Origin of the sequence: Zavarzinia sp. CC-PAN008 (assembly GCF_051903925.1) — a bacterium.
Classification (GTDB): domain Bacteria; phylum Pseudomonadota; class Alphaproteobacteria; order Zavarziniales; family Zavarziniaceae.
The window spans coordinates 2403213-2417276 of the sequence record NZ_CP173678.1; the positions used below are offsets into that span (position 1 = coordinate 2403213).

Annotated in this window: 15 protein-coding genes; 10 read left to right on the forward strand and 5 right to left on the reverse strand. The window is 69.6% G+C overall.

Going from position 1 to position 14064, the window contains the following annotated elements; all coding sequences use genetic code 11:
- Positions 1-142 precede the first annotated feature (142 nt).
- Positions 143-2041, forward strand: coding sequence for a propionyl-CoA synthetase (locus ACI6GS_RS11310; protein ID WP_439817901.1), 1899 nt, complete (start codon positions 143-145; stop codon positions 2039-2041).
- 74 nt (positions 2042-2115) lie between these two features.
- Positions 2116-3144 carry a dienelactone hydrolase family protein gene (locus ACI6GS_RS11315; RefSeq protein WP_439817902.1) on the forward strand — a complete coding sequence of 343 codons (1029 nt, stop codon included), beginning with the start codon at positions 2116-2118 and terminating at the stop codon, positions 3142-3144.
- Between the two features lie 143 nt (positions 3145-3287).
- Here the strand turns inward: ACI6GS_RS11315 and ACI6GS_RS11320 are convergent, their stop codons facing one another.
- A complete protein-coding gene (locus tag ACI6GS_RS11320; protein ID WP_439817903.1) occupies positions 3288-3875 on the reverse strand; it encodes a DUF1013 domain-containing protein in 588 nt (195 codons plus the stop codon).
- Positions 3876-3963: 88 nt separating this feature from the next.
- Positions 3964-4986, reverse strand: coding sequence for an NAD(P)H-quinone oxidoreductase (locus ACI6GS_RS11325; RefSeq protein WP_439817904.1), 1023 nt, complete (start codon positions 4984-4986; stop codon positions 3964-3966).
- A 100-nt stretch (positions 4987-5086) separates the two neighbouring features.
- Between ACI6GS_RS11325 and ACI6GS_RS11330 the strand changes: the two genes are divergently transcribed.
- From ACI6GS_RS11330 to ACI6GS_RS11355, 6 genes are all read left to right on the forward strand, one after another.
- Positions 5087-5287: a DUF1192 domain-containing protein gene (locus tag ACI6GS_RS11330; protein ID WP_439817905.1), complete on the forward strand. Its 201-nt coding sequence runs from the start codon at positions 5087-5089 to the stop codon at positions 5285-5287.
- Complete coding sequence (locus ACI6GS_RS11335; protein WP_439817906.1) at positions 5287-5934, forward strand: SH3 domain-containing protein; 648 nt, start codon at positions 5287-5289, stop codon at positions 5932-5934. Before ACI6GS_RS11330 ends, ACI6GS_RS11335 begins: the two co-directional genes overlap by 1 nt.
- A gap of 296 nt (positions 5935-6230) precedes the next feature.
- Complete coding sequence (locus ACI6GS_RS11340; protein WP_439817907.1) at positions 6231-7007, forward strand: EthD domain-containing protein; 777 nt, start codon at positions 6231-6233, stop codon at positions 7005-7007.
- 40 nt (positions 7008-7047) lie between these two features.
- The gene (locus ACI6GS_RS11345; RefSeq protein WP_439817908.1) at positions 7048-8136 is read left to right on the forward strand and encodes a Zn-dependent alcohol dehydrogenase; all 1089 of its coding nucleotides are present in this window, start codon (positions 7048-7050) and stop codon (positions 8134-8136) included.
- Positions 8137-8510: 374 nt separating this feature from the next.
- On the forward strand, positions 8511-9134 hold the full coding sequence (locus ACI6GS_RS11350) for a GNAT family N-acetyltransferase (protein WP_439817909.1): 624 nt from the start codon (positions 8511-8513) through the stop codon (positions 9132-9134).
- Complete coding sequence (locus tag ACI6GS_RS11355) at positions 9131-9874, forward strand: SDR family oxidoreductase (RefSeq protein ID WP_439817910.1); 744 nt, start codon at positions 9131-9133, stop codon at positions 9872-9874. The genes ACI6GS_RS11350 and ACI6GS_RS11355 overlap by 4 nt, the downstream gene beginning before the upstream one ends.
- Here ACI6GS_RS11355 and ACI6GS_RS11360 read toward each other — a convergent pair.
- From ACI6GS_RS11360 to ACI6GS_RS11370, 3 genes are read right to left on the reverse strand one after another with little or no spacing between them, the layout of a single operon-like run.
- Positions 9837-10349, reverse strand: a complete 513-nt coding sequence (locus ACI6GS_RS11360) for a mismatch-specific DNA-glycosylase (protein ID WP_439817911.1) — start codon at positions 10347-10349, stop codon at positions 9837-9839. The two genes, ACI6GS_RS11355 and ACI6GS_RS11360, sit on opposite strands and share 38 nt — an antisense overlap.
- Positions 10346-10906, reverse strand: a complete 561-nt coding sequence (gene rsmD / locus ACI6GS_RS11365; RefSeq protein WP_439817912.1) for a 16S rRNA (guanine(966)-N(2))-methyltransferase RsmD — start codon at positions 10904-10906, stop codon at positions 10346-10348. Before rsmD ends, ACI6GS_RS11360 begins: the two co-directional genes overlap by 4 nt.
- Positions 10903-12189 carry a pseudouridine synthase gene (locus tag ACI6GS_RS11370; RefSeq protein ID WP_439817913.1) on the reverse strand — a complete coding sequence of 429 codons (1287 nt, stop codon included), beginning with the start codon at positions 12187-12189 and terminating at the stop codon, positions 10903-10905. Before ACI6GS_RS11370 ends, rsmD begins: the two co-directional genes overlap by 4 nt.
- Before the next feature lie 15 nt (positions 12190-12204).
- On the opposite strand from ACI6GS_RS11370, the gene ACI6GS_RS11375 reads away from it, so the two are divergent.
- Positions 12205-12684 (forward strand): nucleoside deaminase, encoded by a 480-nt coding sequence (locus ACI6GS_RS11375; protein WP_439817914.1) that lies wholly within the window; start codon positions 12205-12207, stop codon positions 12682-12684.
- Positions 12685-12800: 116 nt separating this feature from the next.
- Positions 12801-14033 carry an acyl-CoA dehydrogenase family protein gene (locus tag ACI6GS_RS11380; RefSeq protein WP_439817915.1) on the forward strand — a complete coding sequence of 411 codons (1233 nt, stop codon included), beginning with the start codon at positions 12801-12803 and terminating at the stop codon, positions 14031-14033.
- The last annotated feature ends 31 nt before the right edge of the window (positions 14034-14064 follow it).

Genomic DNA, 14064 nt, shown 5'->3' on the forward strand with positions numbered 1-14064 from the left:
TGGAGCGGAAAGCGGGTGCTGCCGCGGAGGGCCGGTCCGCACTTGGGGTGGCAAGGGCGGGCCCGCTGCTGGCAAGATCGCGCCGCAACGACAATGGGCCGGCGCCGGGTCGGGAGGGGGCCGGTTGGGGGGAGAATCAGGAATGAGCCGCTATGACGAGGTCTATCGCCGCTCGATGGCCGAGCCCGAGGCGTTCTGGCGGGAGGCGGCGGCAGCGATCGACTGGGTGACGCCACCGCAGCGGATCTGCAACTTCGACAATGCCCCCTTTGTCCGCTGGTTCGAGGGCGGCACGCTCAATACCTGCCACAACGCGCTCGACCGCCATGTAGCGGCCGGCCGGGGTGACCAGCCGGCGCTGATCTACGATTCAGCCATGACGGGCGAGGTGAAGACCTTTTCCTATGCCGAGCTGACCGACCTGGTCGCGCGCTTTGCCGGGGTGTTGGCGGGCCTGGGTGTCACACGCGGCGACCGGGTCCTGGTCTACATGCCGATGATTCCCGAAGCCGCGATCGCAATGCTGGCCTGTGCCCGCATCGGAGCCGTGCATTCGGTCGTATTCGGCGGCTTCGCGCCGCGGGAACTGGCGACCCGCATCGACGATTCGACGCCGAAAGTGATTCTCTCCGCCTCGTGCGGGCTGGAGCCGGGGCGGACCATCGAATACAAGCCCTTGCTCGATCAGGGGATCGAGATGGCCCGGCACAAGCCCAGCGCCTGCGTCGTGCTGCAACGGCCGCAGGCGACGGCCGCACTTATGCCTGGGCGCGACCAGGACTGGGCCACGCTGGCGGCGCAGGCAGCCCCCGTCCCCTGCGTGCCCGTGGCGGCCACCGATCCGCTCTACATCCTCTACACGTCTGGCACGACGGGCGTGCCCAAGGGGGTGGTGCGCGACAATGGCGGCCATGCGGTGGCGCTGGCCTGGAGCATGGCCAACATCTATGGCGTCCAGCCGGGGGAGGTGTGCTGGACCGCGTCCGACGTCGGCTGGGTCGTGGGCCATTCCTACATCGTCTATGCGCCGCTGCTGGCCGGCTGCACCACCATCCTCTACGAGGGCAAGCCCGTGGGCACGCCCGACGCCGGTGCCTTCTGGCGCGTGGTGGCGCAGCACCGGTCGGTGACCCTGTTCTGCGCGCCCACGGCCTTCCGCGCGATCAAGCGCGACGACCCGGACGGTGCACTGGCACGGCAGTACGACCTGTCGTCCCTGCGCACCCTGTTCCTGGCGGGCGAGCGGGCGGACCCCGACACGATCCAGTGGGCGGAGCGGGTGCTGGGCGTGCCGGTGATCGACCATTGGTGGCAGACGGAGACGGGCTGGCCGATGGCTGCCAACTGCGTGGGCCTGGGCCAGTTGCCGGTCAAGTACGGCTCACCCACCAAGGCGGTGCCGGGTTACGACATCCGCGTGGTCGATGCCGCCGGCCACGAGGTGCCACGCGGCGAGATCGGCGCAATCGTGGTCAAGCTGCCGCTGCCGCCCTGCAACCTGCCGACGCTGTGGCAGAACGATGCCGGCTTCGTGCGGTCGTACCTTGAGGAATATCCCGGCTACTACAAGACGGCGGATGCCGGCTTCATCGACGAGGACGGCTACATCTATGTAATGAGCCGGACCGACGACATCATCAACGTCGCGGGCCACCGGCTTTCGACCGGCGGCATGGAGGAAGTCCTGGCCAGCCACAGGGATGTCGCCGAATGCGCCGTGATCGGCGTCGCCGATGCGCTCAAGGGGCAGGTCCCCGTGGGCTTCGTCTGCCTGAAGGCTGGCGTCGCACGGCCCGAGGCGGAGATCGTGGCCGAACTGGTCGCCCTGGTGCGCGACCGGATCGGGCCGGTGGCCGCGTTCAAGTCGGCGACGGTCGTCAAGCGCCTGCCCAAGACACGCTCGGGCAAGATCCTGCGCGGCACGATGAGCAAGATCGCGGACGGGCAGGCGTGGAAGATGCCGGCCACGATCGACGACCCCGTGATCCTGGACGAGATCACGGCGAACCTGAAGGCGCTGGGCTACGCGGGCAAGGCCTGAGGCGGCTTCGGCCAGGCTTGATCCGGGGGCGGCATCCCGCCAGGATGCCGCCGGGGCGGGGCACGAGGATTTCGATGCGCCGTATCGTGGGTTTCTTCCTGGCAGCCTGGGCCCTGGCCTGCACGCCGTCCTTCGCCGCAACCCTGGCCGAGGACTGGCCGGCCGCGGATCCGGCGCGCCATCCGGGCCAACCGGTGACGTTCGACAGCCGCAGCCCGTTCGCCCCGGACGACATGGGGCCGCAGGCGCCCCGCACCATCGCGCAGGGCACCTTGTGGTGGCCTCCGGGGGCCAGCGCCTCGGCGCCGGTGCCCGCCGTCATCATGCTGCACGGCGCCGCGGGCGTGCAGGACGCGCGCGAGGGAACCTATGGCCCGCAACTGGCGCAGCAGGGCTTTGCCGCCTTGTCGATCGACGCCTTTGGCGCGCGGCGCGACCGCTGGTCCAGCTTCCGTGGGCGCCTGCTGGAGGTGACCGAAAGCATGGTGATGGCGGATGCCTATGCCGCCCTGCACTGGCTGACGCAACGGCCCGAGATCGACCGCAACCGGGTCGTGCTGATGGGCTTTTCCTATGGCGCGATGGCCACGATGTATGCCCTGAACGACGGCATCGCGCGGGCCTTCTCGGCAACCTATGGCGACGGGACGCTGCGCTTCGCGGCCCATGTCGCCTACTACGGACCCTGTATCGTCCGCTTCGCCGAGCCAAGGACGACGGGTGCGCCCCTGCTGATGCTGATGGGCGGACGGGACGAGATCACCAACCCACAGCGCTGCGCCGAGACGGCGGACGCCTTCCGCGCCGGCGGCAGCGCGGTCGAGTCGATCACCTATCCGGAAGCAGCCCACCAGTGGGACGGCGCCCGGGGCCTGCGCCGCATCGGCAACGATCTGTCGCCCTGCCGCCTGGTCGTTGACGACGACCTGTCGGTTCATGACGACACGACGGGACTGCCGATGATCGATGGCCTGACCCGACGGGCGATCCTGGTCCTGTGCGTCCGGGGGGAGGGCTATCTGAGCGGGCGGGACGACGCCGTGCGAGCCCGCTCCAACCGCGACCTCGGCCGTTTCCTGAACCGGGTCCTGGGCGGCGCCTGATTGTCGGGGCGGTCGCCCCCACCCATCCCGCCGATGGCTCCCGCTTCATGCGGGCGCTCCATCAAACAGCGGCCACCCGCGCGGGGCCGCCGGTTTTCGGTGCCCCGGACGAACCGGGACACGGAGGCATGCAGAAGCCGGTCCTACCGGGCCCAGTCGGGCACGGCCTCGTCCGATTCCTCGACGGGGTTCTCGGCCTGCATCTGGCGCTGGCGCACGCTCGCCTTCTCGACCGCGGCATCCAGCTCGATCTGGGTGCACAGGCCCAGGGCCACGGGATCGTTGGGCTTCAGGTTGGCGCTGTTCCAGTGGGTCCGGTCGCGCACCGCGGCGATGGTCGGCTTGGTGGTGCCGATCAGGGCGCAGATCTGCGGGTCGGTCAGCTCCGGGTGGTGGCGCACCAGCCAGGCGATCGCGTCCGGCTTTTCCTGCCGGCGCGACACGGGCGTGTAGCGCGGCCCCTTGGTCCGCGGCTTGATCGCGGGGCTGGCCGACAGCGCCAGTTCCAGCTTGGCCCCGGGGTTCTTCTCGCAGCGCGCGATTTCCCCGCGGGTCAGCTGGCCCCGGGTGACCGGGTCCAGGCCGACAATGCCCTGCGCGACCTCGCCATCGGCGATGCCCTTCACCTCCAGCGGATGCAGCCCGCAGAAATCGGCGATCTGCTCAAAGGACAGGGTCGTGTTGTCGACCAGCCAGACGGCCGTTGCCTTTGGCATCAGTGGCAGAGTCATGGACACCTCCTCGACCGCCGGCCATGACCCGGCCCGGCAGTCCAACACACCTGAATGTAAGGGACTGCCGCACTATATAGGGTGGAATTCAACGCCCGTCGAGGCGCTGCGCGCCGAAGTCGGTCACCAGCACGATCTTGCCGATCGGCCCCCGGCTTTCCAGCTTCGCATGGGCGGCGGCGGCCTGGGCCAGCGGGAACGTGCTGTCGATCACCGGCGCCAGCGCCTTGCCGGCCAGCAGCGGCCAGACCTGCTCTTCCAGGCCCTTCGCGATCGCGCCCTTGTCCGCCACGGGGCGCGCCCGCAGGGTGGAGCCGGTCAGCGTCGCCCGCTTCAGCATCAGCGGCAGCAGGTCGACCTCGATCTTCGACCCTTCGAGGAAGGCGATGAAGACCAGGCGCCCCTCGGGCCGCAGCAGGCTGATGTTCTTCTGAACGGTCGGGCCACCCACCATGTCGAGCACGACATCGACGCCGTCCGGCCACACGGCGCGCACCTCCCTGGCGAAGTCCTGGGTGCGATAGTCGAAGGCATGGGCCGCCCCCAGCTTCACGCAGGCCGCGCATTTCTCGGCCGAGCCCGCGGTCGCGATCACCTCCGCGCCCAGGGCGGCGGCCAGCTGGATCGCCGTGGTGCCGATCCCGGATGCCCCGCCATGGACCAGGAAGCGCTCGCCGGCGCGCAGGCGGCCGCGTTCGAACACGTTGGTCCAGACGGTGAAATAGGTCTCGGGGATGGCCGCCGCCTGCACCATGGTCAGGCCGGCGGGCACGGGCAGGGCCTGCGGCTCCGGCACCACGGCATATTCGGCATAGCCGCCGCCCGCGACCAGGGCGGTGACGGCGTCGCCGACGCGGTAGCGGACGGTGCCCGGCCCCGTGGCCACGACCTCGCCCGCCAGTTCCAGGCCAAGCGTCGCGGGCGCGCCCGGCGGTGGTGGGTACATTCCCTGCCGCTGCAGCAGGTCGGGCCGGTTGATGCCGGCGGCGGCGACCCGGACCAGGATCTCGCCCGCACCGGGCTGCGGTGTCGCCAGGGACACGGCCTTCAGGACTTCGGGCCCGCCGGCCGGTTCCGCGATGACCGCGGTCATAGTCTCTGGCACGCTCATGTCGTCTCGTCCCCTGGTTCGTGGCCCGGCGTCCCGCCGCGTCGGACCGCACCACTAGGGGGCAGGCGCGCAGGATTGCAAGCAGCCGGGCCTTTTGCCGATGCCGATCGACACAGACGATATCGCTCCACCGCCTGTCCGGACCCCGGGATTTGGCGAGGTTGACCTTGAACGCCTGTCGATCGTCGAGCTGGAGGCGCGCATCGTCGCGCTGGAGGCCGAGATCGCGCGCGTGCGGGGCGCCATCGCCGCCAAGCAGAAACAGCGCAGCGCGGCAGACGCCCTGTTCCGGAAGTCCTGATGGCGGCATCGCTGTTGCCTGCGGTCGTGGTCCTGTCCCGCGCGTTCGTCGCGCTGGCAGTGGCGTGCGCGTCCCTGCCGGCGCTGGCCGATACCCTGCCGCCGCGGGACGACGCGGCGCGCGACCCCTCCCTGGTCAGCTTCCGCCAGTCGCTGCGCGCCTCCATCTCGCGCAAGGACATCCGCGAGGTTGCGGCTGCCGCGGCACCCGATATCGTCCTGGGCTTTGACGGCGACCAGGGCCGCAGCGTCTTCAAGGATTTCCTGACCGGGGACGACGATTACTGGGCCGAGCTGCGGCGCGCCGCCGCCCAGGGCGGGGTCTTCCAGGACGATGGCTCGTTCTGCCAGCCCTATTGGACGTGTGTCGACCTGGGCGACGTCGATCCGTTCGAGACGGTCATCGTCCTGAAGGACAAGGTCGTGGCCCGCGACCAGCCCAAGGACAATGCCAAGGTCGTCGGCACCTTCAGCTACGACATCCTGACCGCCAACGACCTGGGCGAATCCTGGGTGGAGGTGCGCCTGCCCGCCGGCGGCACGGGGTTCCTGCACACCGATGACGTCGGCTCGCCCGTCGGCTACCGCCTCAGCTTCGAGAAGCGCGGCGGCGCCTGGGCCATCGCCAGCTTCGTCGCCGGCGACTGACCGTTCCAACCCCGAGAGCCCATTCGGGAAATGTGTTGCGGGAGCAGTTGCGTGCTTCGAGGCTGCGCTTCGCTCCGCATCTCGGCATGACGACCGTTGTTTTTCTTAGGCTTTCCCCAGCATTCGTCATCCTGCGGAGGCCTGAAGGGCCGTCCCGAAGAACGCACAACGCCACCACCGCCCCGTTTCCAAACGCACTCCAAGGGCTTCTCCGGGCTGGCCTCCGCTCGCCGGGCGGGGCACAGTACCGGCCACGGAATGCGCCCGATCAATGAGGCGCGCGGAGGGGAGGGGCCATGATCAAGCTCGTCTATGTCATCGCCAAGCGGGCCGACCTGTCGGACGCCGAGTACTACGACTACTGGCTCAACACCCACGGGCCCAAGGTCGCCGGCGTCGCCCGGACGATCCGCGCGACGAAGTACGTGCAGAGCCACACGATCGACACCCCCTTCAACGAGGCCTTGCGCGCGCCCCGTGGGATGCTGCCCCCGGTCGCCGGCATTACCGAGGTGTGGTGGGATTCGGTCGAGGATTTCCAGGCCGGCAGCGCCACACCCGAGGGGCAGGAGGCGGCCAGGATGCTGGCCGAGGACGAGGCGAAGTTCATCGATTTCGCCGGCTCCCAGATCTACCTGACGCAGGAGCATGTGATCTACGACCATACCGGCGGCCGGCCGCTGGGGTCGGATGCGGTCAAGTGCGCCTACGTCCTGGCCAGGCGCCCCGACCTGACGCCCGAACAGTGCCACCGGACCTGGAAGGTCGATCACGGCCCGCTGGTCGCCTCGTTCGCGGAGGTGACGGGCGGCCGGAAATACATCCAGAGCCATACGATCCACCCCGAGCTGAACGCCCAGTTCAAGGCGGGGCGCGGCCTGGCCGATCCGGTCGACGGCCTGACCGAGGTCTGGCTCGATTCGATCGACGTCCTGGGGACCGGCGGCGAGGCCGGCGCCAAGGCGGGCCAGGCGATGATGGAGGATGAGATGCGCTTCGTGGAGATGGGCCGCTCGCGCTGCTTCTTCACGAAGGAGCATGTGATCTTCGACCACCAGAAGGCCGCGGCCTGACCGGCCGGCACGCGCGCAACCAATTCGAGGGAGACAGACGATGACGATGAAGGCAGCCGTCCTGCGCGAAGTGAACAAGCCGCTGGTGATCGAGCAGGTGGCGATCAGCAAGCCCGGCCCCCGAGAGGTGCTGATCCGCACCGCGGCGGCGGGCGTGTGCCATTCCGACCTGCATTTCCAGAACGGCGCCTATCCCTATCCGCTGCCGGCGATCCTGGGCCATGAATCGGCCGGCGTGGTCGAGCAGGTCGGCTCCGAAGTGCGGACGGTGAAGGTTGGCGACCACGTCGTCACCTGCCTGTCCGCCTTCTGCGGCCATTGCGAGTTCTGCCTGACCGGTCACATGTCGCTGTGCATGAGCCCGGAGACCCAGCGGGGCGAGCACCAGGAAGCGCGCCTGACGCTGCCGGGCGGGCCGGTCAACCAGTTCCTCAACCTGTCCTCGTTCGCCGAGTACATGCTGGTGCACGAGCATGCCTGCACCTCGATCCGCAAGGACATGCCGCTGGACCGCGCCGCCCTGATCGGCTGCGCCGTCACGACCGGTGTCGGTGCCGTGATCCACACGTCCGGAGTACGACCGGGCGAGACGGTCGCCGTGATCGGCTGCGGCGGTGTCGGCCTGTCGGCGATCAACGGGGCCGCGATCGCCGGTGCCGGGCGCATCATCGCGGTCGATACGCTGGGCTCGAAGCTGAACCTCGCCAAGCACTTCGGGGCAACCGACGTCGTCAATTCCAAGGACGGTGACGCGGTCGCCCAGGTGCTGGAAATGACGGGCGGCGGCGTCCACCACGCGTTCGAGGCGGTGGGCCTGAAGATCACGGCCGAGCAGTCGTTCAAGATGCTGCGCAAGGGCGGCACCGCCAACATCATCGGCATGATCCCGGTCGGCGTGAACATCGAGCTGCACGGCGCCGACTTCCTGACCGAGCGCAAGATTCAGGGCTCGGTCATGGGCTCCAACCGCTTCCCCGTCGACATGCCACGCTTCGTCGACTTCTACCTCTCGGGCAAGCTCAAGCTCGACGACATGATCTCGCGCCGCATCAAGCTCGAGGACGTGAACGAGGCGATGGACGAGCTCAAGCGCGGCGAACTCGCCCGCTCGGTCATCGTCTTCAACTGAGCCGTTGCACCGGATGCTTCGAGACGCCGGCCTGAGGGCCGGCTCCTCACCATGACGCCGTTGTTGTTCACTTCAAGGTTCACGACGGTCGTCATCTGAGGAGCCCCCCTTCGAGACGCCGCCTGCGGCGGCTCCTCAGGGCAAGCTGGGCGTCTCGAAGGACGTTGATGCGAACCTCAACTCGATTGCACCGCCTTGGCTCCGGCTAGCCACGGCACTTGGTTCTCCACTTTCGTCGACCCCGCGTTAGTCTTCCCGCAGTACTGGCCGGGAACGACATGACCGACTCCGCACCAATCCTCAATCCCCTGGGCCAGCCGATCGGCGTGTCCCTGCCCGGTTGGAGCGCGCGGCAGCGGCCGCCGAGGACGGCCATGACGGGGCGATTCTGCACGCTGGAGCCGCTGGACCCTGCGCGCCATGCGGCCGACCTGTTCGCCGCCAATGCGCGCGACGGCGAGGGACGCAACTGGACCTATCTGCCCTATGGCCCGTTCGCCGACCTGGGCGACTACCGCGCCTGGATGGAGCGCACCTGCCTGGGCGACGATCCCCTGTTCCACGCGATCATCGACCATGCGACGGACAAGGCGGTGGGTGTCGCCTCGTACCTGCGAATCGAGCCCGCCGTGGGCGTAATCGAGGTCGGGCACATCAATTATTCGCCCCTGCTTCAGCGCACACCGGCAGCGACGGAGGCGATGGTCCTGATGATGGCCCGCGTTTTCGACGAGCTGGGCTATCGCCGCTACGAATGGAAGTGCGACGCACTCAACGCGCCGTCGCGCAGGGCGGCGGCCCGCCTTGGCTTCCGCTACGAAGGGCTGTTCCGGCAGGCGACGCTGTACAAGGGGCGTAACCGAGATACCGCCTGGTTCTCCATCATCGACAGCGAATGGCCGGCGATCCGGGCTGCCTTCCAGGCCTGGCTGGATGCCGCCAATTTTGATGCGGATGGGCGGCAGCGCACGGCCCTGGCGGCGGGAGGGCAGCCGTGACAGCGATCCTGATCACGGGTGGCAGCCGCGGCATCGGCCGGGCGACCGCGGTGCTTGCCGCCCGGCGTGGCTGGAACGTGGCCTTCACCTATGCCAGCGATGCCGCCGCCGCTGCGCAGACGCTTGAGGCGATCCGGGCCGAGGGTGCAGATGGCCTGGCGATCCGCGCCGACTGCGCCATTGAGGCCGAGGTCATCGACAGCTTCGCGCAAGGTCGGGCGCGCTTCGGTGCGCTCGACGGCGTCGTGGTCAATGCGGGGATCGTGGCGCCACCCGCGCCCCTGGCGGACATGTCGCTGGAACGCCTGACCCGGGTGTTCGATACCAACGTGCTGGGCGCCTATCTGACGGCGCGGGAGGCGGCGCGGACCCTGCCGCGCGACCGGGGCGGGCAGGGTGGCGCCATCGTCATCGTCTCGTCCGCTGCGGCGCGCCTGGGCTCTCCAGGCGAGTATGTCGACTATGCGGGGTCCAAGGGGGCGCTGGACACGCTGACCATTGGACTTGCCAAGGAACTGGGGCCGGGTGGCGTGCGCGTCAACGCCGTGCGCCCGGGCCTGATCGAGACGGACATCCATGCCAGCGGCGGCCAGCCGGACCGCGCCTGGCGCCTGGGCACCGGCACGCCGCTGGGCCGGCCCGGCACGGCGGAGGAGGTGGCGGAAGCCATCCTCTACCTGCTGGACGCGGCCTCGTCCTATGTCACCGGGGCGCTGCTGGACGTGTCCGGCGGGCGTTGACGAAGCCGGCAAGCTCCCGCCACGGCTCCAGCGACCAGTAGCCGGTCGCCAGGCCCGAAGGAGAGGTGAGGACGAACAGCGCCGCACCCTCCACCACCTCCGGCTGGCGGCCATAGGCGACCTTGCGGCGCAGGAAGGTCTGCGCGCCGTGCTTGCTGGTGAAGGCGAGCGCCGCGGGGCGGTAGTGCGCCAGCTTCGCCCTCAGGCCGGCCACGTCGAACGCGGTGCGGGTCAGCTCCGAATCGTTGCCGAACTCGGTCTTGTTCAGGTCGGTCAACCCCAAGCCGAACTCCAGCACGCGCGGATAGTCCTGCGGGCCGAGGCGCACAGGCACCAGGCCCGACTCGTGGAGGGCGGGCCAGAAGCGGTTGCCGGGCTTTGCGTAGTAGGCCTGGGCCTGGGCCGAGAAGCGCCCCACCGCCGTGCCGCACAGCACCGCGTGCAGGCCCGGCGCCAGGACATCAGGCAGGATCAAGGGTCCGTTCGCTCCAGGAAAACGAAGCGGGAATGACCATAGGCGCGCTCGTCCTCCTGCGCGAAGCCGGGCGGAGGGGCAAAGGCCTCGTCCCGGGCCAGTTCGACGACGCACAGGCAACCGGGAGCAAGCCAGCCCTGCGCCGCCAGGGCAGAGAGGGCGGGCGCACTCAGCTCCTTGTTGTAGGGTGCGTCGAGCAGGGCGAGGTCGGCAGCCGGCCCGTGTGGCGCGGGACCGGGCTTGCGCGCATCGCGCTGCAGAACGCGGGTCCGCCCCTCCTCCTTCAGCGTCCGCACGTTCTGCAGGATCAGGCGGATGGCGCCGGCATTGTCGTCCAGGAACGTGGCGTGGGCTGCCCCCCGCGACAGTGCCTCAAGCCCCAGGGCGCCCGTCCCTGCGAAGACGTCGAGCACGCGCGCGCCGTCCAGGTCCACGGCCGGGTGCGTCGTCAGGATGTCGAACAGCGCCTGGCGCAGGCGGTCGGCCGTGGGACGAATGCTGTCGTCGGGCGGACTGGCCAGCGTGCGTCCGCGATGGCGCCCGGCGACGATCCTCACTTCCGGGGCCCCTTGGGCCGCCCGCCAGAGGGGCGCGGGCTGCCCGACGGCTTGGCGCCGGCTGGGCGTGCGCCAGATGGACGTGCGCCAGATGGGCGCGTCGCAGAGGGGCGCGTGCCCGATGGCTTGGGCGTGGAAGGTCGGGGGCCCGCAGGCCGTGCGCCATGCGGGCGCGCCCCGGCCGGGCGCGCCTCAGCGGGTCGCCCGCCGGCAGGGCGGCCGGCGGCACGCGCGGGGGGACGCTCGGCTGCCAGGCTGCCTTCGCCTGCGGGCCTGGACCGGGCCGGGCGGCCGGATCCCTCCGCGGCCCGTACGGCCGGACGGGGGCCGCGCTCCGCCTTTGGCGCCGCGGGCGGCCGGTCGCTGCGCCTGCCAGAGCCGGCAAAGGTTTCGACCGGGCGACCGCGCGGTGCGGCGGGCTTGCGCGTGCGGGCGGGCTTTGCCGCGGCCTCTTCAGCGCCAGGCTCCGCCTGGGGCCGGGGACCCTTGCCCAGGACAGGGCGGGCCTTGCCGCGCGGCTTGCGCACCGGTTCATCGCCTGTAGCCGACGGGCGCTCGCCCAGCGCCTCGGCCAGGTCGCGCATGGCGATGGAGCGGACTTGGCCCGCTTCCAGGTCCTCCAGTTCGAACGGGCCGTAGGAGACGCGGATCAACCGGTTCACCGACAGGCCCAGGTGCTCCAGAACGCGGCGGATCTCGCGGTTCTTGCCTTCGGTCAGGCTCATGGTCAGCCAGGCATTGCGGCCCTGGCCCTCGCGGTCCAGCTCGGCCTCGATCGGGCCATAGGCGATGCCATCGACCACGATCCCGTGACGCAGGCGGGCCAGGGCGGCGCGGTCGACCTCGCCCATCACCCGGACGCGGTAGCGCCGGACCCAGGCGGTGGACGGCAGTTCCAGCCGCCGCTTCAGTCCGCCATCATTGGTCAGCAGAAGCAGCCCTTCGGAATTGAGGTCCAGCCGCCCGATGGAGACGACACGCGGCAGGCCGGGGGGAAGGTTCCCGAACACGGTCGGGCGGCCACCTTCGTCCTTGTGGCTGGTCACCAGGCCGCGCGGCTTGTGATAGCGCCACAGGCGGGCCGGCTGGGGGATGGGCAGCGCCTTGCCGTCGACCTTGATCCGGCTGGTGGGACCCACGTTCACGTTGGGCGCAGTCAGGCGCACACCGTCCAGTTCGACGCGCCCCTCCTCGATCATGCGCTCGGCATCGCGCCTGGAGCAGAGCCCGGACCGGGCGATGACCTTGGCGATACGCTCGCCGCCTGTGTCGCTGGATGACATGCTGCGTTCTCTAGCATGACCCAGCCATTCTACAGCAGCAGCTTCATGGACCGCGCACTTGCCCTTGCCGAACAGGCGGCGGGCGAGGGGGAGGTGCCTGTGGGCGCCGTCGTCGTCGATCCCGTCAGCCGGGCCATCGTGGCGGAGGGGCGCAACGCCATGATCCGCACCGGCGATCCCAGCGCCCATGCGGAGATGGTGGCGATCCGCGCCGCCAGCGCCGCAACAGGCCGCCTGCGCCTGGATGGCCTCGACCTCTATGTCACGCTGGAGCCGTGCACGATGTGCGCCGGCGCCATCTCGCTCGCGCGGCTGCGACGTGTCTATTATGGCGCCGCCGATGTGAAGGGCGGCGCCGTCGACCATGGCGTCCGCTTTTTCGCCAGTCCCACCTGCCATCACGCGCCGGAGGTCTATGGTGGCATCGGGGAACGGCGCGCGGCGGAGATGCTGCGGCGCTTCTTCCAGGCCCGGCGGACGGGTCACCTGGAGTGAGGTCGCGGCCCCCGGGTTCGCGGAGTTTCACTCCCAAGTTTTTGCAGGACGGGCCGCCAAGGCACCGCTAAACTCCGCGCCCTCGTGGGACGGCAACGAACGAAGGGAGATTGCCCATGAATTTCGACTACACCCCAAAGATGAAGGACATGATTGCCCGCGTCTCGGGCTTCATGGACCAGTACATCTATCCGAACGAGAAGACCTATTACGAGCAGCACGAAGGTGCGGCCGATCGCTGGGCACCGATCCCCATCGTCGAGGAACTGAAGCAGAAGGCGAAGAACGCCGGCCTGTGGAACCTGTTCCTGCCGGAAAGCCGCAATGGCTTTGGCCTGACCAACCTGGAATACGCGCCGCTGTGCGAGCTGATGGGCCGCGTCGGCTGGTCGTCCGAGGTGTTCAACTGTTCGGCGCCCGACACCGGCAACATGGAAGTGCTGGAGCGCTATGGCTCCGAGGAGCACAAGGAGCGCTGGCTGAAGCCGCTGCTGGCGGGCGAGATCCGCTCCGCCTTCGCAATGACCGAGCCGGCCGTCGCCTCGTCCGACGCCACCAACATCCAGTGCGAGATCCGGCGCGACGGCAACGAGTACGTCATCAACGGCCGCAAGTGGTGGACCTCGGGCGCCCCCGACCCGCGCTGCAAGGTCTACATCCTGATGGGCCGGTCCAACCCGGACAACAGCAAGTACAACCAGCAGTCGATGATCGTGGTTCCCGCCGATGCCGCGGGCGCCAAGATCGAGCGCATCCTGCCCGTGTTCGGCTATGACGACGCGCCGCACGGCCATGCGGAAGTCTCGTTCACCAACGTCCGCGTGCCGGCCGAGAACCTGCTGCTGGGCGAGGGCCGCGGCTTCGAGATCGCGCAGGGCCGCCTGGGTCCGGGGCGCATCCATCACTGCATGCGCACGATCGGTGCGGCCGAGCGCGCGCTGGAGAAGATGTGCCACCGCCTGGCCAGCCGCACCGCGTTCGGCAAGCCGGTCGCCGAGCAGTCGATCTGGCTGGAGCGCATCGCGAACGCCCGCATCGACATCGAGATGTCGCGCCTGCTGACGCTGAAGGCCGCCTACATGATGGACACGGTGGGCAACAAGATCGCCCGCCAGGAAATCGCGATGATCAAGGTCCAGGCCCCCAACATGGCCTGCCGCATCATCGACGACGCCATCCAGGCCTTCGGCGGCGCCGGTGTGACGACCGACCCGGGCCTGGCCCGCGCCTATGCCGGCCAGCGCACCCTGCGCATCGCCGACGGCCCGGACGAGGTGCATCGCCAGCAGATCGCGCGCCTGGAACTCGGCCGCCAACTGGCCAAGCCGACGGCCAAGGCCGCCGAGTAGGGGCAGGGCAGCGCTCGCTGCCATCGCCAAC

Bases quoted from the DNA above. Each gene is read 5' to 3' on its own strand.
- ACI6GS_RS11310 (WP_439817901.1), top strand. From the start codon at position 143: ATGAGCCGCTATGACGAGGTCTATCGCCGCTCGATGGCCGAGCCCGAG.
- ACI6GS_RS11315 (WP_439817902.1), top strand. From the start codon at position 2,116: ATGCGCCGTATCGTGGGTTTCTTCCTGGCAGCCTGGGCCCTGGCCTGC.
- ACI6GS_RS11320 (WP_439817903.1), bottom strand. From the start codon at position 3,875: ATGACTCTGCCACTGATGCCAAAGGCAACGGCCGTCTGGCTGGTCGAC.
- ACI6GS_RS11325 (WP_439817904.1), bottom strand. From the start codon at position 4,986: ATGAGCGTGCCAGAGACTATGACCGCGGTCATCGCGGAACCGGCCGGC.
- ACI6GS_RS11330 (WP_439817905.1), top strand. From the start codon at position 5,087: ATGCCGATCGACACAGACGATATCGCTCCACCGCCTGTCCGGACCCCG.
- ACI6GS_RS11335 (WP_439817906.1), top strand. From the start codon at position 5,287: ATGGCGGCATCGCTGTTGCCTGCGGTCGTGGTCCTGTCCCGCGCGTTC.
- ACI6GS_RS11340 (WP_439817907.1), top strand. From the start codon at position 6,231: ATGATCAAGCTCGTCTATGTCATCGCCAAGCGGGCCGACCTGTCGGAC.
- ACI6GS_RS11345 (WP_439817908.1), top strand. From the start codon at position 7,048: ATGACGATGAAGGCAGCCGTCCTGCGCGAAGTGAACAAGCCGCTGGTG.
- ACI6GS_RS11350 (WP_439817909.1), top strand. From the start codon at position 8,511: ATGACGGGGCGATTCTGCACGCTGGAGCCGCTGGACCCTGCGCGCCAT.
- ACI6GS_RS11370 (WP_439817913.1), bottom strand. From the start codon at position 12,189: ATGTCATCCAGCGACACAGGCGGCGAGCGTATCGCCAAGGTCATCGCC.
- ACI6GS_RS11375 (WP_439817914.1), top strand. From the start codon at position 12,205: ATGACCCAGCCATTCTACAGCAGCAGCTTCATGGACCGCGCACTTGCC.
- ACI6GS_RS11380 (WP_439817915.1), top strand. From the start codon at position 12,801: ATGAATTTCGACTACACCCCAAAGATGAAGGACATGATTGCCCGCGTC.